This window comes from Polaribacter sp. Hel1_33_78 (genome assembly GCF_900106075.1).
GTDB lineage: Bacteria > Bacteroidota > Bacteroidia > Flavobacteriales > Flavobacteriaceae > Polaribacter.
The window spans coordinates 2042432-2068886 of record NZ_LT629794.1 but is presented as its reverse complement, the minus strand read 5'-3'; the positions used below and the strand labels follow the sequence as shown (position 1 = coordinate 2068886).

General features: G+C 29.8%; 28 protein-coding genes. 11 read left to right on the top strand and 17 right to left on the bottom strand.

The annotated features are described in order from the left end of the window. The first annotated feature begins 156 nt into the window (after window positions 1-156). The 6 genes from mnmA (at window position 157) to BLT88_RS08905 (ending at window position 4946) form a co-directional block, all read left to right on the top strand. Window positions 157-1344, top strand: coding sequence for a tRNA 2-thiouridine(34) synthase MnmA (gene mnmA / locus BLT88_RS08930; protein WP_036786741.1), 1188 nt, complete (start codon window positions 157-159; stop codon window positions 1342-1344). Window positions 1345-1385: 41 nt separating this feature from the next. Beyond that, on the top strand, window positions 1386-3014 hold the full coding sequence (locus BLT88_RS08925) for a S8 family serine peptidase (protein WP_091954274.1): 1629 nt from the start codon (window positions 1386-1388) through the stop codon (window positions 3012-3014). Continuing rightward, complete coding sequence (locus tag BLT88_RS08920) at window positions 3014-3958, top strand: nitronate monooxygenase family protein (RefSeq protein WP_091954272.1); 945 nt, start codon at window positions 3014-3016, stop codon at window positions 3956-3958. The genes BLT88_RS08925 and BLT88_RS08920 overlap by 1 nt, the downstream gene beginning before the upstream one ends. Window positions 3959-4067: 109 nt before the next feature. Continuing rightward, complete coding sequence (locus BLT88_RS08915) at window positions 4068-4259, top strand: cold-shock protein (RefSeq protein ID WP_036786737.1); 192 nt, start codon at window positions 4068-4070, stop codon at window positions 4257-4259. A 208-nt stretch (window positions 4260-4467) separates the two neighbouring features. Next, on the top strand, window positions 4468-4659 hold the full coding sequence (locus BLT88_RS08910; RefSeq protein ID WP_036786735.1) for a cold-shock protein: 192 nt from the start codon (window positions 4468-4470) through the stop codon (window positions 4657-4659). 89 nt (window positions 4660-4748) lie between these two features. After that, window positions 4749-4946, top strand: a complete 198-nt coding sequence (locus BLT88_RS08905) for a YwbE family protein (protein WP_091954271.1) — start codon at window positions 4749-4751, stop codon at window positions 4944-4946. Window position 4947: 1 nt separating this feature from the next. On the opposite strand, the gene BLT88_RS08900 is transcribed toward BLT88_RS08905, so the two are convergent. Genes BLT88_RS08900 through mtaB form a run of 3 tightly spaced genes read right to left on the bottom strand, consistent with a single transcriptional unit; the run spans window position 4948 to window position 7938 of the window. Further along, the gene (locus BLT88_RS08900; RefSeq protein ID WP_091954269.1) at window positions 4948-5850 is read right to left on the bottom strand and encodes a lytic transglycosylase domain-containing protein; all 903 of its coding nucleotides are present in this window, start codon (window positions 5848-5850) and stop codon (window positions 4948-4950) included. 49 nt (window positions 5851-5899) lie between these two features. Further along, on the bottom strand, window positions 5900-6559 hold the full coding sequence (locus tag BLT88_RS08895; RefSeq protein WP_036786729.1) for an alpha/beta hydrolase: 660 nt from the start codon (window positions 6557-6559) through the stop codon (window positions 5900-5902). Window positions 6560-6603: 44 nt separating this feature from the next. Continuing rightward, window positions 6604-7938, bottom strand: coding sequence for a tRNA (N(6)-L-threonylcarbamoyladenosine(37)-C(2))-methylthiotransferase MtaB (gene mtaB, locus BLT88_RS08890; protein WP_091954268.1), 1335 nt, complete (start codon window positions 7936-7938; stop codon window positions 6604-6606). 39 nt (window positions 7939-7977) lie between these two features. Between mtaB and BLT88_RS08885 the strand changes: the two genes are divergently transcribed. The 3 genes from BLT88_RS08885 (at window position 7978) to BLT88_RS08875 (ending at window position 9989) form a co-directional block, all read left to right on the top strand. Then, window positions 7978-8475: a GNAT family N-acetyltransferase gene (locus tag BLT88_RS08885; RefSeq protein ID WP_091954266.1), complete on the top strand. Its 498-nt coding sequence runs from the start codon at window positions 7978-7980 to the stop codon at window positions 8473-8475. Next, window positions 8472-8654, top strand: a complete 183-nt coding sequence (locus BLT88_RS08880) for an antibiotic biosynthesis monooxygenase (RefSeq protein ID WP_231959959.1) — start codon at window positions 8472-8474, stop codon at window positions 8652-8654. Before BLT88_RS08885 ends, BLT88_RS08880 begins: the two co-directional genes overlap by 4 nt. 165 nt (window positions 8655-8819) lie before the next feature. Beyond that, the gene (locus BLT88_RS08875; RefSeq protein ID WP_091954264.1) at window positions 8820-9989 is read left to right on the top strand and encodes an NAD(P)/FAD-dependent oxidoreductase; all 1170 of its coding nucleotides are present in this window, start codon (window positions 8820-8822) and stop codon (window positions 9987-9989) included. On the opposite strand, the gene BLT88_RS08870 is transcribed toward BLT88_RS08875, so the two are convergent. The 7 genes from BLT88_RS08870 to BLT88_RS08840 form a co-directional block, all read right to left on the bottom strand. Then, complete coding sequence (locus BLT88_RS08870) at window positions 9986-10798, bottom strand: endonuclease/exonuclease/phosphatase family protein (protein WP_231959957.1); 813 nt, start codon at window positions 10796-10798, stop codon at window positions 9986-9988. The genes BLT88_RS08875 and BLT88_RS08870 overlap by 4 nt on opposite strands. A 216-nt stretch (window positions 10799-11014) precedes the next feature. Next, window positions 11015-11869 carry a rhomboid family intramembrane serine protease gene (locus BLT88_RS08865; RefSeq protein ID WP_091954261.1) on the bottom strand — a complete coding sequence of 285 codons (855 nt, stop codon included), beginning with the start codon at window positions 11867-11869 and terminating at the stop codon, window positions 11015-11017. After that, window positions 11866-12600: a rhomboid family intramembrane serine protease gene (locus tag BLT88_RS08860; protein WP_091954260.1), complete on the bottom strand. Its 735-nt coding sequence runs from the start codon at window positions 12598-12600 to the stop codon at window positions 11866-11868. Before BLT88_RS08860 ends, BLT88_RS08865 begins: the two co-directional genes overlap by 4 nt. Before the next feature lies 1 nt (window position 12601). Beyond that, on the bottom strand, window positions 12602-14416 hold the full coding sequence (gene mutL, locus BLT88_RS08855) for a DNA mismatch repair endonuclease MutL (protein WP_091954259.1): 1815 nt from the start codon (window positions 14414-14416) through the stop codon (window positions 12602-12604). Window positions 14417-14421: 5 nt separating this feature from the next. Further along, entirely contained in the window at window positions 14422-14691 is a 270-nt protein-coding gene (locus BLT88_RS08850; protein WP_091955744.1) for a riboflavin synthase subunit beta, read from the bottom strand. Window positions 14692-14841: 150 nt separating this feature from the next. After that, complete coding sequence (gene ribH / locus BLT88_RS08845) at window positions 14842-15348, bottom strand: 6,7-dimethyl-8-ribityllumazine synthase (RefSeq protein WP_091954257.1); 507 nt, start codon at window positions 15346-15348, stop codon at window positions 14842-14844. 56 nt (window positions 15349-15404) lie between these two features. After that, entirely contained in the window at window positions 15405-16169 is a 765-nt protein-coding gene (locus BLT88_RS08840) for a tol-pal system YbgF family protein (RefSeq protein ID WP_036786709.1), read from the bottom strand. Window positions 16170-16282: 113 nt separating this feature from the next. Here BLT88_RS08840 and BLT88_RS08835 point away from each other — a divergent pair, with 113 nt between their 5' ends. After that, window positions 16283-17362: a DNA replication/repair protein RecF gene (locus BLT88_RS08835; protein WP_091954256.1), complete on the top strand. Its 1080-nt coding sequence runs from the start codon at window positions 16283-16285 to the stop codon at window positions 17360-17362. Further along, window positions 17362-17658: a DUF721 domain-containing protein gene (locus BLT88_RS08830; RefSeq protein ID WP_036786704.1), complete on the top strand. Its 297-nt coding sequence runs from the start codon at window positions 17362-17364 to the stop codon at window positions 17656-17658. The genes BLT88_RS08835 and BLT88_RS08830 overlap by 1 nt, the downstream gene beginning before the upstream one ends. 134 nt (window positions 17659-17792) lie before the next feature. Here the strand turns inward: BLT88_RS08830 and BLT88_RS08825 are convergent, their stop codons facing one another. The 7 genes from BLT88_RS08825 to BLT88_RS08795 all read right to left on the bottom strand — a co-directional run bounded on the left by BLT88_RS08825 (window position 17793) and on the right by BLT88_RS08795 (window position 25764). Next, complete coding sequence (locus tag BLT88_RS08825) at window positions 17793-18431, bottom strand: DUF998 domain-containing protein (protein ID WP_036786702.1); 639 nt, start codon at window positions 18429-18431, stop codon at window positions 17793-17795. An 18-nt stretch (window positions 18432-18449) separates the two neighbouring features. After that, window positions 18450-19493, bottom strand: a complete 1044-nt coding sequence (locus tag BLT88_RS08820) for a TlpA disulfide reductase family protein (protein WP_052107553.1) — start codon at window positions 19491-19493, stop codon at window positions 18450-18452. 197 nt (window positions 19494-19690) lie between these two features. Beyond that, entirely contained in the window at window positions 19691-20653 is a 963-nt protein-coding gene (locus BLT88_RS08815; RefSeq protein WP_091954254.1) for a C1 family peptidase, read from the bottom strand. Between the two features lie 168 nt (window positions 20654-20821). Then, window positions 20822-22105 (bottom strand): ADP-ribosylglycohydrolase family protein, encoded by a 1284-nt coding sequence (locus BLT88_RS08810; protein WP_197675641.1) that lies wholly within the window; start codon window positions 22103-22105, stop codon window positions 20822-20824. 459 nt (window positions 22106-22564) lie between these two features. Then, complete coding sequence (locus BLT88_RS08805) at window positions 22565-23584, bottom strand: TlpA disulfide reductase family protein (RefSeq protein WP_091954251.1); 1020 nt, start codon at window positions 23582-23584, stop codon at window positions 22565-22567. Between the two features lie 249 nt (window positions 23585-23833). Further along, window positions 23834-24373: a retropepsin-like aspartic protease gene (locus tag BLT88_RS08800; RefSeq protein WP_091954249.1), complete on the bottom strand. Its 540-nt coding sequence runs from the start codon at window positions 24371-24373 to the stop codon at window positions 23834-23836. 260 nt (window positions 24374-24633) lie between these two features. Then, window positions 24634-25764 carry a T9SS type A sorting domain-containing protein gene (locus BLT88_RS08795; RefSeq protein WP_091954248.1) on the bottom strand — a complete coding sequence of 377 codons (1131 nt, stop codon included), beginning with the start codon at window positions 25762-25764 and terminating at the stop codon, window positions 24634-24636. Window positions 25765-26455: the final 691 nt, after the last annotated feature.

Sequence of the window (26455 nt, the reverse complement as noted above, 5' to 3'; positions counted from 1 at the left end):
CAAAAGTTTCAAAATGACGTTTTATCTTTTTCTATTTGATTATAATTAAAAAAAGACGACAATAGTTTTAATATAATGTAAACCAATTATAACATCAATTCTTTCAATCAATAAATCCTAATCAAATTTGTAACTTTGCGATCTCAAAATTAAAAAATGAAAAGAGTAGTTGTTGGTCTTTCTGGTGGTGTTGACTCTAGTGTTACAGCACATTTATTAAAAGAACAAGGTTTTGATGTTATTGGGCTTTTTATGAAAAATTGGCACGATGATGCTGTAACCATTTCTAACGAATGTCCTTGGTTAGAAGATAGTAATGATGCAATGATTGTTGCAGAAAAACTAGGGATTCCTTTTCAAGTTGTAGATTTAAGCGAGCAATACAAAGAACGTATTGTAGATTATATGTTTGACGAGTATTCAAAAGGAAGAACTCCAAATCCAGATGTCCTGTGTAACAGAGAGATAAAGTTTGATGTTTTTATGGATATTGCTTTAAATCTAGGTGCAGATTATGTGGCTACTGGTCATTATTGTAGAAAAGGAGAAGAAATTATCCATGGAAAACCTGTTTATAAATTATTAGCAGGAAAAGACACGAATAAAGATCAATCGTATTTTTTATGTCAATTATCTCAAGAACAATTAACTAAAGCATTATTTCCAATTGGCGAATTAACAAAGCCAGAAGTAAGAGTAATTGCTAAAGAAGCAGGTTTAATTACTGCTGAAAAGAAAGATTCTCAAGGTTTGTGTTTTATTGGTAAAGTAAGATTGCCTGAGTTTTTACAACAAAAATTACAACCAAGGGAAGGTGCTATTGTAACTATTCCAGTAGATTTTTCTCAATACACAAAGTCAACGCCAATTTTTGAAAACAAAGAAGCGGAGTTAGCCTTTTTTTCAACAAAGTTTTCTTACAAAAAAGAAGACGGACAATTAGTAGGTAAGCATCAAGGGGCGCACTATTTTACAAAAGGTCAACGCAAAGGACTAAATGTTGGAGGTACAAAAGAAGCATTGTATGTTATAGAAACTGATGTTGCAGAAAACATAATTTATACAGGAGAAGGAAAAAATCATCCGGGTATTTACAGGAATGTATTATTTGTTTCGAATGAAGAAGTGCATTGGATTCGTAAAGATTTAATTCTAAAAGTTGGTGAAAAAATTGAGTTATCAGCAAGAATTAGATACAGACAGCCTTTAGAAAATGTTACTTTGTACAAAGTAGAAACCGGTTTGTATGTAGAATTTGAAAATAAGCAATCTTCAATTCAGGAGGGGCAATTTGTGGCTTGGTATAAAGATGAAGAACTTTTGGGCTCTGGAGTAATTTTTTAATTCATCTAAAAAATAAAATTAAAAAGTAGTAATTTAGTTGGATGAAAAATTTACTTTTTTTTTTATTTACAACTATTTCTGTTCACGTTTTCTCTCAAACAGAAGATGCTTGGGTATTTATAAAAGACAAACCTAATGCTGCTAGTTTTCTAGCAAATCCATTACAAATGTTATCGCAACGTTCTATAGAAAGAAGAGAGAAAACTAATCTTCCGATAGATGAAAAAGATGTTCCTATTCATAACGTTTATTATAGTGAATTAAAAAATGAGGCTACAATTGCTGTTTTAGGAAAATCGAAATGGTTGAATGCAATTCATGTTCAGGGTACAGTTAATCAAATTAACGCTTTATTGTCTAAATTTTCTTTTATAGAATCTATAGAATATGCTAACAAATCGCTGAATACTGGCGCAAAAACAAAAGGAAAGAAAATAATTCCTGACCACTACAATAAATTTAATCAAGTGCTAACTGATTTTGATTATGGAGCTGCCGATAACCAAATTAAAATGTTAAAAGGTGATTATCTACATCAACAAGGATTTACAGGACAAGATCAAGTAATAGCAGTTATTGATGCCGGTTTTCCAAATGTAAATACACTCTCAGCTTTTCAAAGATTAAGAGATAATAATCAAATTTTAGGAGGCTATAATTTTGCTGATAGAAATACAAATTATTATACAAGAAACAGTCATGGTACACATGTTTTATCAACAATTGCGGGTTATTTAGAAAATGAATTCGTAGGCACAGCGCCAGACGCAAAATTTTATTTATTTATTTCTGAAATTGCGGAATCGGAAACAGTGTTAGAAGAAACACTTTGGGTAGAAGCAGCGGAAAGAGCAGATAGTTTAGGTGTTGATGTTATTAATACCTCTTTAGGATATACCACTTATGATAATCCTAATCACAGTCATTCCTATACAGATATGGATGGGAAAACTACCTTTATTTCAAGAGGAGCGGAAATAGGAGCTTCTAGAGGAATGATTTTAGTAAATGCAGCAGGAAATAGTGGTACTGATTCTTGGAAATATATTGGAGCGCCAGCAGATGTAGCCTCAGTATTTAGTATTGGAGCCGTCAATGCTGAGGAAAATATTGCAAGTTTTAGTTCTTTTGGACCAACTGCAGATAATAGAATAAAACCAGATGTTTTAGCGCAAGGTCAAAATACTAGTATCATTAATTTTTTATCAGGAAACGTATCATCTTCAAACGGAACTTCTTTTTCATCACCAGTCATGGCGGGAGTTATAGCTTGTTTTTGGCAGGCTTTTCCAAACAAAACAAATATTGAAATTATGAATTTAATTCGGAGTTCTTCAGATAAATTTAATAATCCTACAGATCAATACGGGTATGGAATTCCCGACTTTGAAGCTGCATATAATACGGTGCTATCTATTAATGATTTGGATGTTTTTTCTGATATTAAAATTTTTCCAAATCCGATAAAAAAAATCTTTGCAATCACAAAAAACAATATTTCATTGGATGAATATTCCTTTCAAATATTTAATATACTTGGTCAAAAGGTTTTAGAAGAATCAAAATTTACTTCAGATAGAATAGATATTTCTTGTCTAGAAAAAGGGATTTATCTACTTAAAATCCAAAAAGAAAAGCAACATAAAATAATAAAGTTGATAAAGGAATAATGATAAATAAAATTACAGCTCTTTTTAAAATTAAGTATCCAGTCGTGCAAGGAGGCATGATTTGGGTTTCTGGATGGAAATTAGCCTCTGCTGTTTCTAATGCGGGTGGTTTAGGTTTAATAGGCGCAGGTTCAATGTATCCAGAGGTATTAAGAGAACATATTCAGAAATGTAAAAAAGCAACAAATAAATCTTTTGGCGTAAATGTACCTATGTTATACCCTGATATTGAAAAAATTATGGATATCATTATTGAAGAAGGAGTGAAGATAGTTTTTACTTCTGCTGGAAACCCGAAAATTTGGACTTCATTTTTAAAGGAAAAAGGCATTATTGTTGTTCATGTCGTAAGTTCAGTGAAGTTTGCTTTAAAGGCAGAAGCAGCGGGAGTCGATGCTGTTGTTTGCGAAGGTTTTGAGGCTGGAGGACATAATGGGCGTGAAGAAACTACAACTTTTACGCTAATTCCTATGGTAAAAGAGCAAGTAGGTATTCCTGTATTAGCAGCAGGCGGAATTGCTTCTGGTAAAGGAATGCTTGCTGCCATGGTTTTAGGTGCGGATGGAGTTCAAATAGGAAGTAGATTTGTTGCCACAGAAGAATCCTCTGCTCATCAAAATTTTAAAAACATGATAATTGATGCAAAGGATGGAGACACACATTTAACTTTAAAAGAACTAGCTCCTGTTCGTTTATTGAAAAATAAATTTTATCAAGAAGTACAAGAATTATATCAACAAAATCCATCAAAAGATCAGTTAAAGGAATTGTTGGGTAGAGCAAGAGCAAAAAAGGGAATGTTTGAAGGTGATTTAGAGGATGGAGAGTTAGAAATTGGTCAAATTGCGGGGTTAATTCATAATATAAAACCAGCAAAAATAGTTTTAGAAGAAATTATTGAAGAGTATAATTTATCTAAAGAATTGGTTTATAGTGATTTATGATTTTTTAAAATAAATAAATTATTTATGTTTTTTTATAGGTAATAGTGTATATTTGCACTTTAATAAAACGCTGTTATTAATTAATTTAGCAGCACAATAATTTTTTATAATGAAAGAAGGTACCGTAAAATTTTTCAATGAGTCTAAAGGATTTGGATTTATTACTGAAGAAGGAACAAACACAGAACATTTTGTACATGTTTCAGGTTTAATTGACGAAGTTCGTGAAAACGATAAAGTTGAATTTGACTTACAAGATGGAAGAAAAGGATTAAACGCAGTAAATGTAAGAGTATTATAATATATATCTATTACTAGTTAATTTTTTATCTAAAAGCCTATCATATTTGATAGGCTTTTTTTATTTTAATTTTTAAAAAATATTGTTTATTATTGATAAAAGATAAAGTAAAATAAACATTTCATTTTATCTTTCGATTATTGGCATTATATTTGCACCTCACTAGAAGTTGTTAGTAACTAAATTAACAACACAATAATTTTTTATAATGAATAAAGGTACCGTAAAATTTTTCAATGAATCTAAAGGATTTGGATTTATCACTGAAGAAGGATCAAACAAAGAACATTTTGTGCATGTGTCAGGATTAGTTGACGAGATTCGTGAAAACGATGAAGTTGAATTTGACTTACAAGATGGAAAAAAAGGATTAAACGCAGTAAACGTAAGAGTATTATAATATATATCTATTACTAGTTAATTTTTTATCTAAAAGCCTATCAAATTTGATAGGCTTTTTTATTTTCATTTTATAAAAAAAATATATTTATGATTGATGGTAGACAAAGAAAGAATATACAGATTGATTCCTTTGTAGAAATTGTTCAAAAATCACATCAAAGAACGGGTGAATTAACAAAAGGTATAGTTGCAAAACTTTTAACAAAGTCCATTCATCATCCTCATGGAATTAAAGTATTGTTAGCATCAGGTTTTGTTGGAAGGGTGAAAAATGTAATTGAGTAACTTATTTTATTGGAATCTTAATTTTATATGCCTTTCTACTTTTGTTATTCAATTTATTTTCTCTTAACCAAGGATTATGAATTTTTAATTCTTTGTAATTAATATTAAACCCTTTTGCAAAACTAGCTATATTATTAATAGCAGTATCTACTTTTATAGTGTAGGTTTTTTTAATTGTATATAAGTCTTCCTTTTCAAAAACAAAACCATATTTTTCTGGATTTTTAATAATTTCTTTTAAAGCCAAAATTCTGAATACATAGCGTTCAGTTTCATTCGCTAATTTAGCATCATAATATGTAGAAACTTTTTGTGTTTCTAATCTTCTAGCAATTCCATATTTACCAGCATTATATGCAGCCGCTGCAAGCGTCCAAGATCCAAATCGATCTTTTGCATTTTTTAGATATTCTGCTGCTACTTTTGTAGATTTTTCAATATTATATCTTTCATCTACATTTTTATTTATTTCCAAACCATATTCTCTGCCAGTAGCTTTCATAAAATGCCAAATTCCTGCCGCGCCAGCTGAAGAAGTTTCATCACTAAAACCACTTTCTGCTAACGCCAAAAATTTAAAATCGTCTGGTAATCCATACTTTCTTAATAAAGGTTCTAGTATAGGGAAATATTTATTAGCTCGTTTTAAAAGTAATAATCCATTAGATTGCCAATAGGTATTTACCAACAATTCTCTGTCCATTCTTTCTTTTACATCTGGTTTTTCTATAGGTACTCTTTCTCCAGCTAAATTCAAATTACTAGGAAGCTTTAATGCTTTAATTTTATAAGTTTTGTGTGTGCTTGTAATTGAATCGATATCAGATTTATGAATTGCATTCATAAATAAGATAGTCATACAAACAATACTTAAGAGAGATAAAACACGTAAAGATTTATTCATGATAAATGCCTTTTTTAATCAACTATAAAAGTAACTAATAGAAATAGTTTTAACAAGTTAAACTTTGATGAATGATTATTGATATTTCTTTTGCCTTTGTTAAAATCATTACATGAGTACCACCTTCTACTTTTATGGAGTCTTTAATATGTTTTATTGGAAAAAGGTTGTCTTTAGTTCCGTGAATATGAACAATGTTTTTTAAATTACTTTCTTGTTGCCAGTTTAAAACATTGTGAATTGACCATTTTAAATACTTTGTTCCTCTAACAGACAGATATTTCTGATAAATTACGGCTCTTTTTTGTAAGGATTTTCCAATGAAAAATTTTGCATAATCTTCAAAATTATTTACAAATTTTGCAGGAAATGCTTTGTACAGTTTGCTTATGCTTAAAACTTTAAATCTTTTAGAAAGTTCATGATGTGTTTTAACACTTGAAATAATAATTACTTTTCTAGTAGCTATAAGTTTGCTTACTTCTTGAACTAAAATCCCTCCAAAAGAGACACCAACTAAAACAGGGTTAATATGCTGAATATCTTTTGTTATTCTCAGTGCATAATTAAAAATAGATTCGTCTAAATCTATAGGTTCTATCCATTCTAAATAATAGAATTCATAAATTTCTGAAGATAATTTTAAGTGTTCAAAAATTTCTGGACCAGCGGCTAAGCCAGGCATAAAGTAGATAGGAATCTTAGCCATATAAACGTACTTTGTTTTGTTTTAAATACAGTTTTACTGTCAAATTAGATAATTACAGCTTCTTCTACAAAATCAAATCTCACCAAACCATCTTCATCAATTTTAGTTAGTGTAATTGTATGCAAAGTGTTGATTAATTCAGGATTCCAAGGTGCTTTTACTTTTACATAATTTTCTGTAAACCCGTTTATATAACCTTCTTTGTTTTCGTTTTCAAACAAAACTGTTAATGTATTCCCAAGCTGCGATTCATAAAAAGAACGTCTTTTTTTAGCAGACAATCCTCGTAACATTTTGCTGCGTTTTGCACGTACTTTTTTTGGAACAACTCCTTCCAAATCTACAGCTTCTGTATTGGGTCTTTCAGAGTAGGTAAAGACGTGTAAATACGAAATATCCATTTCGTTTAAATAATTATAAGTTTCTAAAAATAATTCATCAGTTTCTCCAGGAAAACCAACAATAACATCCACACCTATACAAGCATTTGGCATTACTTCTTTAATCCTAACAACCCTATTTGTATATGTTTTTCGCAGATATCTACGTTTCATTTTCTTAAGTAATACATCACTTCCAGATTGCAGAGGAATATGAAAATGAGGAACGAATGAATTTGATTTCGCAACAAAATCTATGGTTTCATTTTTTAATAAATTAGGCTCTATGGATGAAATCCGTAAACGATGAATACCGTCAATTGTATCGAGCTCTTTAACTAATTCTAAAAAAGTATGTTCGTGTTTTTTATTACCAAATTCGCCTTTTCCATAATCACCAATATTTACACCTGTTAAAACAATTTCTTTAATTCCTTTAGATGAAATTTCTTTAGCATTACTAATTACATTTTCTAAAGTATCACTTCTAGAAATTCCTCGCGCTAAGGGAATAGTACAATACGTACATTTATAATCACAACCATCTTGTACTTTTAAAAAAGCACGAGTTCTGCCACCAATAGAGTAAGAACCTACATAAAAATCAGCATCAGAAATTTCACAAGAATGGACTTCGCCAACATTATTTTTAGTTAAATCGTTAATATAACTTGTTACATTGAATTTTTCAGTGGCTCCTAAAACCAAATCTACACCATCCACAGCTGCTAATTCTTCTGGTTTTAGTTGGGCATAACATCCAATAGCTATTAAAAAAGCATTGTCATTTTTCTTTAATGTATTTTTCACAATCGATTTAAAACGTTTATCTGCATTATCCGTTACAGAACATGTATTAATTACATAAATGTCTGCTTTCTCTTCAAAATCAACACGGTCAAAACCTTCATTAACAAAATTTCTTGCAATCGTGGATGTTTCCGAAAAATTCAATTTGCAACCTAATGTGTAAAAAGCTACTTTTTTATCTGCCATCATTCATGTACATTTAACAATGACAAAAATACGATTTTATTCATGATTTTTGAAACTGAAAGATTATTAGTTAGGAAGCTCGTTTTAGATGATTTAGAGGCTTTTCACGAAATGCAAAGCAATGATAATGTTATGCAGTTTGTTGATGGTGAAACAAAAACATTTGAGGAGCATTTAGTTGAATTAACAGATCTTATTAACAAGTATAATTTATCTAATAATGATTTTTGGATTTACGCCATTGAAAGAAAATTTGATACTCATTTTATAGGAACGGTTGCTTTAGTAAAAGATGGAGAAGATGATGAGATTGGATATCGTTTTTTAGAGAAATATTGGAAAAAGGGTTATGGTTCTGAAATTTGTGAAGGACTAATTTACCATTGCAAACAAATAGGAATTCCGAAAATAGTAGGGTATGTTGTTAACAAAAATATAGCCTCAGCTAAAATTTTAGTACGTTATAATTTTAAAGTTGTAAAACAGTTTATAAATGACGATATTAAATTACTAGAAACAAAATATGAATTAATTTTATGATTGAAGACAAATTAACGCTATTTTCTTATGCAGTGATTTTCTCAACTATTTTAGCAGATAATACCCATGACTATCTTGAAATGTCAATAAGGATGGAAGAACTAGCTAAAAATCAAAAAGGATATTTAGGAATAGAATCCGCAAGAAATGAAACCGGGATTAAAGTTTCTTATTGGTAGACATTGGATGACATTGTTATTTAGAAAAATAATTTAGAACATACAGAAGTAAGAAGTCTAGGGAGAGAAAAATGGTCTAAAAAACACCAAATATGATTTTATAAAGTAGAACGACAATATGGAGTTGAAGGTTAGAAATATTTTCTATATTGCATTTGTATAGCTATGAATAAAATTGAAAAAACAGCTGTTTGCATTATCGGAGCAGGACCTTCTGGAACTGCGACTTCTTTAATGTTAACAAAGTTGAAAATTCCACATTATATTATTGATAAATCAACTTTTCCACGAGATAAAACTTGTGGAGATGGTTTAATCTTATATGCTTATAAGGCTATGAAGCTTTTAGGAGAAGATTTATTCACCTCTTTTTTGAAAAACCCAAAATTTATACATAGTAAAAAAATTAGCCTGCATATAAATAATACATCTAATATAGAATTTAAGGAGAGTGATGATAGAGATATGATTATTTCATACGCTAAACGTATCGATTTTGATCAATTTTTGGTAAGTCATTTATCTGATACTTATGCCAATCAACATTTTGGAAGTGGAGTTAAAGAGCTTAGAGAAGAATCTGAAGGTGTTTTTGTCAAATTAAAAAATGGTAAAGAAATAGTATCAAAATTTGTAGTGGGTGCAGATGGTGTTAAATCTATTGTTTCTAGTAAGTTGGCTATCAATAAAATAGATAAAAAATTTTCATCTACTTTTATCAGTGCGTATTTTAAAGATGTAAAAGACCTTCCTGATGGAAACGCTGCAGAAGTTCGTATAATTTATAAAAAAATGCTTTTATTTTTTTATATCTTTCCTTTATCAGACGGACAAGTAAATATTAGTTTGGGTGGACGTGCAGATCATATTAAAAAATATGGAGTTAATTTAGTTGACGAAATTCAGAGCATTATAAAAACACATAAAAAGGTTAAAAATAAATTTAGCAATGCGACTAAAGTAGGTAGTTGGAGGGGATGGTCTATTCCGTTTCATTTTGGAAATTACAAAACTTCTGGAGATCGATTTTTGTTAGTTGGAGATGCCGCTGGTTTGGCAAATGCTTTTTACAAAGAAGGTATTGGTACAGGAATGATGTCTGGTATTATTGCTGCAAAAAATATAGAAAGATGTCTAAATAATGATGGTTTTTCTGAATCTTCATTAAAAAAATATGATGAAGATCTTAAAAAAGAGTTCGGTAGACTTTTAAAGTTTAGTCATTATGCTTTGAGAGCAGCAAAATTTAAAGGTTTCTTTTTAGCAATGGCTAGTTTGTTAAAGAAAAAGATAGAACGTAAAGCTCATAAAATTATAGAAAAAAGAAGTTATTAATAAATTTTCCAATTTATTCTGGCCAAAATAGGGAAGTGGTCAGAATTTTTTTCAGAAAATGAACTAAACTGATTCACAATGGCATTTTTATCAGTTAATATAAAATCGATTCTCATAGGAAGCCAGTAATTAAATGATTTTCCAAAACCGATTCCTGCTTCAATAAAACTATCTTTTTTATCTTTTAAAATTTGATTGTAAACCCAAGAATAACTCGTATTATTAAAATCTCCAGCTACAACTTTTTTACCCGTCCATTGTTTTTCATGAGCAGTGAATACTTCGGTTTGTTCTGCTTGTTTTTTAAAACGGTTTTTTAATCTTTCAATTAGTTTTTCTGAATTCTCTTGGCCGAAATTCTCTTGACTAGTGTTTAATTCAAAAGATTGCAAGTGCAAATTATACACTCTAATGGTGTCCTTCTTTCTTACGATATCTGCAAAAATGATATTATTAGAAGTGTTTTTTAAATCTAAAGAACCTTTTTGGATAATAGGGAATTTAGAATAAATGGCTAAACCAATTTTATTTTTTTCGTCCTTTGTTTTTATGTACTTATAAGGATATAAAAAAAGTTGTTTTTCTAGAGTATAATATTCTTGAAATAATAAAATATCTGGCGATTTTTCAGATACAAATGCATTTATTTTTTCAGGGATGTTTTGGTCATCAATCCATTTCCAATGGTTGAACATTCTTACGTTATAGCTCATTACTTTTAAATCATCATTTAACGAAGATTTGTTTTCGGTAAACTTATACGGAGTGTTAGAAAAGAACCAACCAATAACCAAAATAAAGGCCGACATAATAAAGTGTTTTTTTAGTTTAAGTATCCAATAGATTATAAAAAATAAATTTAAAATAATTAAAGTGGGAACAAATAAACTTAAAATTGCTAATGCAGGAATATTCTTTGGAGATATAAAAGGTAGTAAATAAGAGATCAAAAGTACTGTCGCTAAAATCGAATTTAGCAAGTATATTATTTTATTCAGAACTGATAATTTCTTCACTTTTAAAAATTATTTTTTTCCTTGTCTAAACAAAAAATCTTTTTCTGTTTTTGTTAAAGTGTCATAACCAGATTTACTTATTTTATCTAATATAGAATCTATCTGTTTTTGTGTAATATCGGTGTTTTTTAATGAATTGCTTTTCTTTTTTGCAGATTTATGGACTGTTTTTAAAGGAGTTTTCTTCCTTATAAAAAGTGATAAAAATTGTTTAAAGAAATCAGTTTTTTTGTTATTTGCTTTTTTAACATATAAGAAACCAAATAAACTTCCTCCTAAATGGGCAAAATGTCCACCAGAATTACTTCCAATTAAACCAATAATATCTAAACCAATCCAAAAGGCAGCTAAATGCCATAATTTTATAAAACCTATAAAACGTAGCTTTAATTGATAATTTGGTATGTACGTTGCAACCCCTATAAATATGGCAGAAATTCCTGCAGAAGCACCGACTAGTAAAGATGATTTTCCTTCAAATAGAGGGAAATAATTTTGACTAAAAACAAACAAAAGTCCGCCAAAAAAAGTACCGATAATATAAAAATTAAGTAATAATTTTTGAGTGAAATATTCTATAAATAAATTACCAATAAAGTGCAGAACAATTAAGTTCATTAAGATGTGTATAAAATCTGCATGTAAAAAACCATAGGTTATTATAGACCATGGTTTTTTTAATAGAGAGTCGTAATCATCATCTAAAGAAAACCAATTTACAAACCAATTTGTTTGCCCTTTGTACAAACCTTGAAAAACATTAAAAAGTAAGGATAAAATAAAAATAGCAATATTTATGTAGATTAATTTTTCTACAATATTTCCATTTTTGAAACGGTTTTTTAAGTTATTTATATAATTCATTGACGCACTTTAAATTGATTGTTTTTCCAATGCCAAGCAATAATAAATCCTATTAAGGCTCCTCCAATGTGCGCAAAATGAGCAATATTTCCAACAGAATATTTTGTCATTCCAAAGAATAAATCTCCTAAAATCATTACCGGAATAAAATACTTGGCTGCAATGGGAACAGGGAAAAACAGTAAGGCTAGTTTAGCGTCTTTAAAATACAGCCCAAAAGCCACTAAAACTCCATAAACTGCTCCCGAAGCACCTACCGCAGGTGTACTATATAAGGAAGTTATTTTATTAAATTGTTCTTGAGAAATTGCATTTATGACTCTTACGTCATTTGTACTTCCTGATTTTAAGATAGATAAAACTTCAGAATCATTTAAACCTGCATTTATAAAAAGCTCATAAACGCCATTAAATTGGTAATAATTCACCAAAGAATAGATGATTCCTGCTCCTAAACCCGCAGAAAAATAAAAAAATATAAATTTATTCTTCCCCCATATTTGTTCTAAAGGAGTTCCAAAGGCGTATAGACCATACATGTTGAACAAAATATGTGGAAAACTTCCATGCATAAACATATGAGTTATATATTGCCAAAATCCAAAATGCTCGTTTTTCGGAAAATGTAATGCCAATATATTTGTTAAGTCTAATTGCAGTAATTGTGGTACTACAAATAAAATTACATTGATTATAATTAGGTGTTTAATGGCGTCTGTAAGTCTATTCATATTAACTGTTAAATAGATTATCTATTTCGTTTAAAGTCAGTGTTTTAAATGTTGATTTTCCAAACGGAGAAATTGTAGGTTCTTTACAAGAAAATAAATTATTCACTAAACTTTCTTGTTCTTTTTCAGAAAGTTGTGTTCCTGTTTTTATAGACAATGTTTTTGCAAACGATTTTGCCATTACATCAAAATGACTAAAACTTGCATCTGGGACTTCTAAATCTATATCACTTAATAACTCTTCTAAAATAATAGTAATCTTACTTTCTGTTACAGAAACAGGAATTCCTTTTATGGTAACATCACTTTTTGTGAATTCATCAAAAGAAAAACCAGCATTTTCTAATTCAGTTTTCATGGTGTAAATCATTTCTATTTCTTGCGATGAGAATGATATTTTTACAGGAAATAATAATTGTTGGCTATTGGCTTCTTTTACAGTAATGCTCTCTAAAAAATCTTCATATAAAATGCGCTGATGCGCTAATGATTGATTGATTAATACAACTCCAGATTTTATAGAACTCAGCAAATATTTACGCTGAATTTGAAACGTTTTTTGTGTTTTTATTTCTTGTTGATTATCAAATAATTCCGATTGTCTTTCTTCATCTGTAACTGCTACAGAAGTATATAAAGATTCCCAACTTTCAGTTTGTTGTTCTCTTTTGAAAGGAAATCGTATTTCTTTTTGTTCTAATTCCTTAAAAGGATTAAAATCTGGGTCAACTGAAATTATTGGTGTTTTTGTAGATTCTGTATTTGTGTTTAAATGGTAAGGTGTGTCTAAGTTAGCATCTCTATTAAAATCTAAAAGAGGTGCTACATTGTATTGTCCTAAACTGTGTTTTACCGTTGCTCTTAACATCGCATACAATGCTTTTTCATTATCAAATTTTATCTCCGTTTTTGTCGGATGAATGTTAATGTCAATTGTATTTGCAGGCACTGTTAAGTATAAAAAATAGGAGGGATGCGAGCCATGCTCGAGTAAACCATCAAAAGCATTTACCACAGCATGATTTAAGTAAGAACTTTTTATAAATCGGTCATTTACAAAAAAGAATTGCTCTCCTCTTTTTCTTTTCGAGAATTCTGGCTTTGCCACAAAACCATTAATAGAGACAATATCAGTTTGTTCGTTTATTGGAACTAATTTTTCATTCATTTTAGTACCAAAAACACTTACAATTCGTTTTCTTAAATTACTACTTTTTAAATGGTAAACTTCATTATTGTTATGGTGCATTAAAAAAGCAATACTTGGATGCGCTAAAGCTACTCTTTGAAATTCATCTATAATATGACGTGTTTCTACAGTATCTGATTTTAAAAAGTTTCTTCTTGCCGGAATATTGTAAAACAAGTTTTTTACGGCAATACTTGTTCCTTTGGAGGTAGAAATAAAGTCTTGAGAAATAATTTTACTTCCTTCAATTTTTATAAAGGTTCCAAGTTCTTCATTTTCTTGTTTTGTTTTTAATTCAACATGGGCAATTGCAGCAATAGAGGCTAAAGCCTCTCCTCTAAAACCTTTTGTACAAAGGTTAAATAAATCTTCTGCTTTTTGAATTTTTGAAGTAGCGTGTCTTTCAAAAGACATTCTGGCATCAGTAGTACTCATGCCTTTGCCATCATCTATAACCTGAATTAAAGTTTTACCGGCATCCTTCAATAATAATTTTATACTGGTTGCACCCGCATCAATAGCGTTTTCTAGCAATTCTTTAACTACAGAAGCTGGTCTTTGAACTACTTCTCCTGCAGCAATTTGATTCGCTACATGATCTGGTAAAAGTTGAATAATATCTGACATTATATTTAAAAGAATATAGACAAATCAAAATCTATGATATACAAAAAAATTAAAACTAAGACTAAAACAATATAAATTATTGTTTTGTTAGCTCCTTTATTTGGACTATTAAGTTCATTGATGGCATCTGAAAATTTCGATTTTATCCCCTTGTTTTTACCTGCAGTTTTTCTGAATTTATCTAATTTATGTTCAATTTTGTAAGGACTGCCATCACCCTTATAATAACGTGGTTTGTAATCAAATTTTTTATTTGTTCTTTTTAAAAATCCCATAATTTTAGAAAATAATTGGTAAATATTAATTTTTAAAAAAAAAATCAAGTATTATACCAATTTTGAATAAATCAAATTTAAATAATTAAAAAGTAATGAATCAAGAAATGATGTTAAAAGTATTCTTAAAAGAATAAGATTGCTTTTTTATTAAAAACCAATATTTTCTGACGTTCTATTTAGGTTTTTAATTGCGGCCATTTTGATAGCTGCTACAGCACATTCTGTACCTTTATTGCCTAACTTACCTCCAGATCTATCTATAGATTGTTGTTTTGTGTTATCGGTTAAAACACAGAAAATTACAGGAATATCAAATTTGATATTTAAATCTACAATTCCTTGTGTTACTCCTTCACAAACAAAATCGAAATGTTTTGTTTCTCCTTGAATTACATTTCCAATGGCGATAATAGCGTCAACTTTTTGAGATTGAATCATTTTTTTACAACCATAAATCAACTCAAAACTCCCCGGAACATCCCAAGAAACAATATTTTTCTGGATTGCTCCACAATCTAAAAACGTTTCAATTGCACCTTTTTTTAGATTTTGTGTTATTTCAGGATTCCACTCTGAAACAACAATCCCAAATCGAAAATTTTTCGCATTTGGGATTGTTGCTTTGTCGTAAATGGATAAATTGGTTGTAGCCATTTTTTTTATTTTTCATTTTCAATAAGGCATTGCCCATTGAAATTAATTACGATATACTATTTCGCGTATTTAGCAGCATTGATAAATTTCTCAATATCTTTTGCTTGATCAGATTTTGAATAGTTCTCTTTTATCTGTGTAAATAATTGTTCTGCTTTGCTATATTTTTCTAAAGACATGGCAGTTTGTCCTGCTTTGAATAAAAACATTGGAGTTGTAAACTCGTTTGATTTTTTATTTGCTGCTTTTTCATAATATTCCAAAGCATCGTCTTGTTGATCTATGTCTGAGAAAGCATCACCGATTGCTCCTAAAGCAACAGGTCCTAACATTTCATCATCAGAATTAAACTTGCTTAAAAATTCAATAGCCTTATCATATTGTTTCATTTGTAGATATGAAACACCTGCATAATAGTTTGCTAAATTTCCGGCATCTGTTCCGCTATAAGAATCAGCAATGTCTAAAAAACCGTATTTTCCATCTGCACCTTCTAAACCTAAATTGAGCAAAGAATCTTTTCCGGCACCTGCATTTGCAGCTTCATCAAAATATTTTCTTGGAAAAGCTAACTCGTTAGAAGCTTCTAATTCATTAGGTTCAACGATATAGCTATTATATCCAAGAAAAGCTAAGAAAACAACAACGATACCTATTAAAGTGTAAAATAAAGGTTTGCTATTTTTTTCTATCCATTTTTCAGATTTAGAAGCTGTTTCGTCTAATGTATTTAATACTCCTGCTGTTTCAAATTCAGATTCGTCAATTTGATTCGCTTCTTTTTTACCTTCTGGTTTATATTTCTTCTTGTATGTTGCCATATTTTCCTTAAAATTAGTGGCGCAAAAATAGTTTTTTTAATTGGATTGTAAAAGCGGATAATTCGCTAAATTTTCGATAATTTGCAATTCATTTTTAAACGAAGTCTTTATTCATGTATTTACAGAAAATTTCTTTAGTCAATTTTAAGAATTTAGAATCACAATCTTTTGATTTTCAGCAGAAAATAAATTGCTTTGTGGGTGATAATGGAGTAGGGAAAACGAACGTTTTGGACGCTATTTATTATTTGTCTTTTGCAAAAAGTTACTTTAATTCTGTTGCTGTGCAGAATATAAAGCATGGTGAAGCTTTTTTTATGGTAGAAGGTGATTATATTTTAAATGATAGAAATGAGAAAATTGTTTGCAGTTTAAAACGTGGGCAAAAAAAAGTTTTGAAAAGAAATGGAAAGAATTATGACAAATTTTCTGAACATATAGGTCAAATTCCTTTGGTTATTATTTCTCCAGCAGATAGAGATCTAGTAACAGATGGAAGTGATACAAGAAGAAAATTTATTGATGGTGTTATCTCGCAGCAAAACAAAAAGTATTTACAAAATTTAATTGCCTACAATAAGGTATTAACTCAAAGAAATGCATTGTTAAAATATTTTGCAGCAAATAGAACGTTTGATGCTTTAAACTTGAGTGTTTATGATGATCAATTAGCCAATTACGGTGCTGAAATTTATACAATTAGAAAAGCTTTTTTAGAAGAATTTATTCCCATTTTTAATGCAAAATATCAAATTATTTCTGGCGATAAAGAGGTTGTTAATTTAATCTATAAAAGCCAGTTAAATAATTTTTCTATATCAGATTTATTGAAGCAATCATTAGAGAAAGATAAAATTTTACAGTACACAACATCCGGAATTCATAAAGACGATTTAAGTTTTGAAATTGGCGAATATCCTATTAAAAAATTTGGTTCTCAAGGTCAGCAAAAATCATATTTAATAGCTTTAAAATTAGCTCAGTTTGAGTTTATAAAGCAACAATCAAATGTAGTTCCTATTTTATTATTAGATGATATTTTCGATAAATTAGACGAAAAGCGAGTTTCTCAAATTATTGATTTGGTAAATAATGATGAATTCGGTCAGATATTTATTACGGATACTCATTCAGAAAGAACAGAAAATATTGTAAAACAGAGTAACAAACCTTATCAAATTTTTAAATTATAATGGCAAAAAGGGAAAATGATTCTTTTTCAATAGAAGATTTAATGCAGAGCTTTATCAAGGAAAATAATCTGGGTAAAGGAATGCAAAAAATAAAAGTTGAAGAAACTTGGCATAAAATGATGGGACCTGGTGTTACGACGCACACAACCTCTGTGAAATTGCAAAATAAAACACTTATTATTCAGTTAAATTCTTCAGTTTTGCGTGAAGAGTTAAGTTATGGGAAAGAGAAGATTATTAAAATGATGAATGAAGAAATAGGAGAAGGAGTAATATCTAAACTAATGCTATTGTAAAGTTTTTTTGGATGGTTTGTCTAGCGTTCTCGTATAATTTTTAGTGCGGGTTTATATACCTTAATATTTGGCTTAGAACTGACCTTAGTAATTTCGACGGGATTCTGACGTAGTTGAATTCGCCTTAGTTGCCCCTAAATATTGTTAACTGCTGGTTTTTTATCCTTTATTACAATAGCACAAAAAATTATCCAAATAACAAACATCAACTCCACCATTCTTTGATAAAGTCCGATATATTCAGAATTTGAGTTAGATGCAAATAAATATACAAACAAAATGCTGATTACGCCCAATGCAATTGATTGTAAAGAAAATGTATTGTTATTGGGTGTTTTTTTTAATCCAAACCCAATTAAAATTATAAAAAAAGGAACGAATAGATAAGTTAGTAAACCTACAAAATTATGAATTAGTTGAGAAGAACTAGGATCGATTAATTCCCTGTTACAACCGCTATCACAAGGAAATATTCCAACAATTACTGTAGCTAGTCCATAAAATATTCCGATTCCATAAAACCCTATTTTGAGTAGTTTGGAAGGTTGAAAATATCTCACTCCAAGAAAACAAAATAAGGTGACAAGAATACCACTTGGTAGGTAACCAAATATTCTTAAAATTTTTCCGTATTCAGTGTCAATTGCATAAGATTCACTTATATATTGACTTAATACGTTATAATTTTCAATTAAAAATCCACCTAAAATAGAAGAAACTACAAAAAGGCTAACTCCTACTATTCCGATTAAAAAAATGGTTTTGTTGTTCATTTACTATTATTTTAAATCTCATTTTTTATGAATCGCTGCTTCTAATTTTTGTAATGTTTTAGGGTTAGAAGGTCTTATCTCATCTGGACTAATCACGCTACCTTCTTTATCTAAAAATATAAACCTGGGCAGTGCCCCAATATCATAAAATTTTACAAAATCCGAATTTGACCCAGAATAAAGTTGCACTCCATCAATTGAATTTTTGGTAATATACTTTTCCCACTTATCATATTCGCGATCAGTACTAATAGAAATAATTTGAAGTTCATCGTTGTTAGAAAAGTGTTCCTCTAGCTGTTTTAGAAAAGTATGTTCTACTTTACAGGGTTTACACCAAGTTGCCCAAACATCGATGTACACAAATTTTCCTTTAAAATCTTTTAATGTTTTAACGTTATTTTTTATGTCTTTGAAAAAGAAGTTATTTCCAATTTTATTAATTAGTGATGTTTTGTATATGTATTTAATATTCTTCTTTTTAAGAATATCAGAAAATTCATTAAATTTTAATTTTACATAAGTGCTTAAGCTATCAACTATGTTTAGAGATATTCCTTTTTCATATATTAATTGACCTTTTTTTTGAATGAGTATTTCAAGCTCCTTTTGTTCTATTCCATTGCGAACCTTTTCAGATAATTGGTTTTGATATTTTTTAGAAAAGGCTAAGAAATTATTAGATAACTTAAAGTTGCCAGAATAATCTATGGACTCGAAAAGTTCCTTTTCATCTATAGATAGCGCTATTTTACTATTTGGGGAAATTATGAACTCTCCCAATTCTCCCTGTTTACTATCTAAAAATGAATAAATTTGATAAAGTTTATTTTCTAGAATATTTAAAGTATCAACAACTCTATTTGATTCCTTAAATCGAAGTACAGACTTTATCTCCCATGATTTATCTTTATCATATATAATTAGGCTATCTAATAATTGTTGATTAGTGATATTAACTTCTATTACAGAAATAGGATTTTTTATTTCTTCCTTGCAACCAAAAATTAAAGTAGATACCAAAAATATAATTATTGATGGCTTTGTAATTTTATTTAACATTCTTTATAACGTGTTTGTAATAGAAGAGTTACGTTTTTTGCACGATTAATTTCCGAAGCAAAATCAGAATTAACAAAAATGCAACTAACTTTTATTAAGCCCTAATTTAGCAAATAAATCACAGATGTAAAGTCCATGAAGAATTTCGTTAAGCAGTCTGCACCAGCAATTAATTATACCGAATGTTGTAAGTCAGTTTATTCATCTTCATCATATGCAATATAAGCGCCTGTTAATCCTTCTTGAAAATCTATATCAACAATTGGTAAGAAAAAATCATAACTTATCCATCCATATCCTTCGTTTCCAAAACTTGTTCCCCAAGAATTAACAAATTTAAAAGCATTTATTCTATCATCATAGCCTACTATTAAAACTGCGTGTCCGCATTCATCGGTAGGATTTTGACTGAAAGAGGTTGCTATGGTTTCATCAATTAGAGTCTCAAAAATAAGGTCCTGCCAATCTAACGACACGACAATTGGATTCTCTTCAGAAATTAAAGTTCTAATTAGGTTTATTAGAGTATAATTAACGTCAGTATTCGAGTCCGGAATTCCGACCTGAAAATACTCTTTAATTTTATTTTGAGCTGCTTTAATTAGTAATTCTTCTGTTGGTAAATTAGAACATTGAGTGTCTGAATAAGGAAAATCTTTCCAATTATTTGCTCCTAATTCTTTTAAAACCTCCAAAGCATTAGCAATTGTTGAGCCAGAATTACAGCTATTGTTTACTTTCGATTGATTATATACAAATGCAGGGCTAATAATATTTTCATATGAAAGGTAGTCAAAACCATACTGTTTTTTTTCTTGATAACTTTTTAAGTAATAAGTAGTTGCCCAAGCTACACAACTTCCTTGATTACCTTGACTTCTAACAGGAGGCATATCGCTAGATAAATCATAATTTTCAGGTAAATCATTTGGAATTTCAATGATATCAATTAAATCAGTAAAAGACTTATTTTGAGAATTATAATTACAGTCAACGCCGGTTTGTTGAGGGTCATTAATAGATTCCTGTGGTTTGATTGTATCTGGTACAATTATATTATTTTCATCTATCAGAGGGTTGAATCTGATATATGGATCTTGACAATTACTTAGCATTAGGCCAAATAAAATAATGGTGGTAATTAAAATCTTATTTTTCATTCATTTTTTTTTTAAGCACAAGTTCAAACTATTGGAACGTTGTTGTCTGTTTTTTGTTGTCTGGTTTGTCACATTATTTCGCAAATACAAACCGAATAGAAAATCCGCGAGGATTTTCTTAATTAAACTAGAACAAGCAATACATTATATAAACTGTTAGCAGCTTTTTTATTTATATTCAATTTCGATTGGGATAATCCACGTATCATTTTCTTCATTGATTGTTCCACCAATTTCTTCTTTTACAACTCGATCTGTCACAAGTAGTCCCCTTTGGGCCATTCTTTCAAAAGTATCGATTCCATCCTCAGGAAAGTTTTGTCTCGTCCTGTGAATATTGAATCGATTAGAAAATTGTCTATCGAAAGTTTTTTCAATTCCGTCTTTGCCAATCATGAAGCCAATTAATCCACCCCAAGTTGCTGTGGGATTATCAGAATCCCATCCAGCTAGAGTTCCGATTTGTATGGTTTTTTTTAAATCACCTTCTCCATAGAACAAGCTTACCAAACTCGATGCAAAGTTTATCCCGGCTGCAAAGCAACCATTACAATACAAGTTTTTTGATGTAATATCATAACTATCTTTTTGTTGAACCTGATATCTATAGTAGATGGAATCTCTGGTTTGTTCCCAAGTTATGCCTGACTCGTATAATTTACGTGAATAATCAAACATTTTTGCTGGATATGAATTATCGGGAAGCACCTTTCTCGCTTTATTGGCCATCCAATGTATGCGCTCACTCAAAGTCTTTTCGGTATTCAAAGAAGCCAATGAATACATAGTTACATAAAACTTTGATATATCTTCAGATTCTTCCCTTGCCGTGGTCTGAATGGGTAGAAGGGCAATTTGGGTTGCAACATCTGCACGTGCAGGTGAAAATAAGCCAAATATCTCAGTAGTTAATTGGGCGTCAATCATTTCATGATGTTCATTTTTCTCTGGGTTTCCAGTTTCAGGAGGCAAGACCCCTTCCAGCATTAAATCATATGCTTTTTGATTTGATACCCACAAATAGTTTTCTTCATTTTGTTTAATATGTTTTAACCATCCATCCCTTATTTGTACAGGTGTTAAAAAACTTGTTTGATTTACAAACATTAAATGTTGGTACATATACTCAATATCAGTGTCATCATCTGCGCCCCAAATTTCATTTGTGTCTCTGAAGACAAAATCAATAGTTGGGGATAAGTCACTAGGAATACCTGCTCCCCAAATACTTGGTTGATCGGGTTTACCCCAATCATCCCTGGTGTAAAAATTACCTGTTCTAATTTCTCCTATATTACCAATTTTATCCATCTCCGTAACGAGCCCTGTCCAATTTGCAATACTTTGGCCCAACCAAAAACCATATAATTGATTACAATAGTTTTTGCGCGATAGAATAATGCTTTCCTTCGTTTCTTTATTAGAGATTTCAGTAGCCTTATTTTTCTTCATTTCAGTCTTACATGAATAGAAGATTAGGACACAAAATGCTAGTTTAACAAAGTTTTTCATAATTGGTACTACCGGTATAGTATATGGAAAGTAGCAGAACAAAAATACTATTACTTTCAGTTTATAAACAAAGATAACAGAAAAGTACAAACTTTGTAGTTTGCACTTAACTTACTATTTTTTATATGTTGTGTTAGCAAAAGTGTTTATAAATTACAATGTTCAAATTTCTCTTTTTTCTTATGTAAAACGAAAGGTAAATTCAAATTCTAGTTCACTGATTTCTTTTATATTTTCAGAGTTTTCAATTTCAGTTAAATCAATTTCACACTCTGAATTATTACCATAATTAAAAACACGACTACTACAAATGGGTCGTAATTATTTATTAAAGATTTTTCATCGTATTCATAAGCATTAAATATGCGGTTTAAATTATTTTCGGATGTTATAAAAAGTTTAAATACTTAAATTACCAAACAACTCTTTTAATTTCTTCATAGAAGGCCTAGGCGCATCAGGAGTTATGATATTTCCTTTTGGATCGATTAAAATGAATCTTGGAATCCCGTTTATCCTATAGTTTTTCACAAACTCAGATTCCCATGCTTTGTCAGCTAATAATTGAATTCCCCCTAGTTCTTTTTCTTTAATCATCGTTTTCCATTTGTCATAATCTTTAGGTTCGTCTATAGAAAGACTTACAAATTCAATGTTTTTACCGTGGTAAGCTTTCTCTACTTCTTTTAAGTAGGGAATTTCAGCTATACAAGGACCGCACCAAGTAGCCCAAACATCAATATAGACATACTTTCCTTTTAAATCATCTAAAGAAGTCTTTCCGCCAGCATTGTTTTCATACGCTATAAATTTTGGAGAGTTTTTTCCTTTTCTTAAAACAGTGTTTAAGAAAAATTTATCTTCTTGATAACTTAATAGATATTTCTTTAATTCGTCAAATCCTTTTTTCTCGTTTGCAACGAAAGCAGTATCTAAACCAGATATTTCGTCAAGGTTTTTCATGAAATCACTTTCAATAGTTTCTAATTTTGCAACAAAATCTTCTTTGATCATCATAAACATAGTTTCATCTGCAAAAATAGCCTCTTGGTCTAATGCTTTTTTAGCTAAATAGTTATTAGCACTAGCACCACTTCCAGTATAAAGAACAGTTTCATCAAACTGCTTCGTGTCTAGAGTTAAATGTATATCTCGACCATTTTTAAGGTAAAGAGGAGTACTTTCTGTCCCATCAAATACATAAAAACCACCAGTTACTACTTTTAATGTATCACTAAAGGCACCATCAGCATCAACAGTAATTCGTTTTTGAAAGTTTCTGTCTGTATTTGATCCTATGACTAAGGAGTCAGAACTTTGATTTGTTATTTTTCCTGAAAACGTAACATAGTCTTTAGGCTCTTGTTTACAGGCGACTGCTGTTAAAGCAGCAATAGTCAAGTACATTATTTTTTTCATTTTCATTAATTTTTGTTTTAATTGTTGATGTTCATTTTACATTTTTGCTAACGGTCTTGAATATGAAACGTAGCACTAAAAAGTAGCTATAATTTTTCAGATAATACACAAACCAATTTTTAAACTTTTACTAATTATTTTATTTTTGGGGATTTGTCAAATTTAAAATTTTCGCGACTTTCCAAAAATGCCCAAACCTTCAAGTTAGCAGAAACTTGCACTATTTTTTATATACTATGTAGGCAATAGTTATTTCTTCAGATAGAGGGTTAAATTTGCATAGTCAATTATACCCTTATTTGATGTTAATATATCAGCTCCAATTACACCATCAACTTCTTTTAATCCCATTAAGGTAAATGCATTATTAACGTGGTCAAGATTCATAACATAGAGTAAGAATTTCGGCATTTCTAATGTCCCCATTTTAAAAGAGTTATCTAATGATTGTTGTAAACTTGTTTGACCACCAGCTCCAGCTCCTAAGCTTTCAGATTCTTGCGTTTTCATATAAAATTTTTTCTGTTGTTTAGTGTCAATTACAGTTGCTCCAGCTCCTGTATCTAAAATGAACTCTCCTCTAACTCCATTTATTAGAGCGTTTAGATGTAAATGTCCTGAAGCCATTTTTGTTAACGGAATTTTTATATATTTATTATTTTTAATTAAAAATTGTTCTAAACTACTGGATTCTAATTCGTTTGTTATTCCCGATTCCTGAACTGTTCTAGAGGTCGAACAAGAGAATAACAATCCGCTAATTAATAAAAGTAAAATGATATTTTTCATATTTTATTTATGCTATAAAGTTTTTGTAAATTTATTTATTCTTATTTGTTTTTAAAGTTATTTAGTGTTAACGAGTGTTAATTTGGCCAATTTGATTGTGCAAGGAAAGTTGCGTTTTTTGAGCAGGTATTCTACTAAATAAAAAAATGAATAGAAAATCCGAGAGAGTTTTCGTAATTAGAGGATTACTAGGGATAAATAATATACGCTGTTCTTTTTAGTTTTCTATCAAAAACAATCAAATATTTCATTAAATAATTTTAATTGGACTTTAAAATTTTAAATACCTGATTTCCTAATTTCAAGTAGTATATATTAGGCGATAAATTTGATAAATCAATCTCTTCATTATCTGTTTTAATTGTTCCAATAATCAATCGCTTTCCTAAAGAAGAAAACAATTCATAATTCAATTCCTCAGAAAATTTCAATGACAAATTAATTTTTGAATTGGTTGGATTTGGATAGATGATTACTTGTCTATTATCAAATTCACTGACAGACAATGTTCCATTAATGTCAAACCTCGAAAAGAACTGCCAAATTTTCATTGAAGCATTAATATCATAGTTTGTTCCCGGGAAATTAAAAGCTGAGCCTGGCCAAGTATGACCTCCTCCTATAACTTTCAGGTGTTCTGTAGTTACACCATTATCACCACCTGAATAAACAAAATGATCAACGGTGCTTCCATCTAAAGTGTATATATCAGAAAAAGTAGTAATTATTGGGTTTGTATCGCAATTATTATAATTCATCCAAAAAGAAAAAACATCAACAATAGATAATGTCCAAGTAATATTACCATCATAAGGAACAACGCTATCACTTGTGCCATGAATTTGCAGAACCGGTGTTGGGTGTTGAGCGTTGCAGTCATTAAAAGTGTCTTGGGTCATAGAACCAGTTACAGATGCCACAGCCGCAATTTTTTCACTCAATTGACAAGCCAATAAAAAACTCATAAAACCACCATTAGACATTCCTGTTGCGTAAACTCTGTCTAAATCTATGGCATATAAAGTTGATAATTCGTCGATTAAAGCTTCGGTGAAACCAACATCATCTATTGTGCTTGTGCTTCCTGGAAATCCTACATTCCAGAATTGATCTCCATTTGATAAAGTCCCTTCAGGGTGAACCAAAAGAAATCCTTCTGTATCAGCTATATCACGAAAATCACCATAATGCATTTGTTCGTTCGCATTACTACCAAACCCATGAAAATTTAGAACCAAAGGCACATCTGTATTGCCATCATAAATAGCTGGAATATATAAAATATAGTCTCGCTGAATACCATCGTGCATAATAGATCCATCGATGGTTTGTTGCGCGAAATTAGGAAAAGAGAACCCTATGATAAGAAGTAATATAGTTATGTATTTCATAATTGAAATGTTTTAATATCGTGAATTTTATAAAAATAACATAGATAAAAAAGAGAGTCTGTCAAAGTAAAAATATACAGATAAAAATATCAGTCTGATTTAGTTGTCAAATTTCATTGGTGTTATTTTGGGTTTTATTTAATTATTCTAAAAATACAGAGAAACGATTTTGTATGATTAGTGGCGCGCTTAAGCAGCTAAATTAACAAATAAAAACCAGATAGAAAATTCGCCAGAATTTTCGTAGGTAGGGGAGAACAAGCCATTAATTATAAACGGTGTTGCAAAAGTTTCTTTAATTTCCAAAATGGTCATTAAAGATTGAACAATTTCAACTATACCTTATTTCCCAAAAAAAAGTTAGACTTTATTTTCTTTGTCAAATCACTACATTCGCTAAAAGTTGTTGTAGCTAATTTTTTATTTTTTTTTGAATTAGTTCTTGCCGTTGCCAAATAAACAACATTGTCTTTTCTATTAATTGAAACAAAATATGTTGTCAAATGATAACTGCCACCAGATGAAAAACCACTATTCCCATAACCTCTAAAATTATCCTGATACTAACCTTGATGATCGTTTTGTCCAAATTTCTTTTTCCTTTTATAATTGGCTCAGTCAATAATTGAATATTATTTCCAATTGTTGATTCACTTACAATTTTATAATCATATTTTATTTTCTGACCATC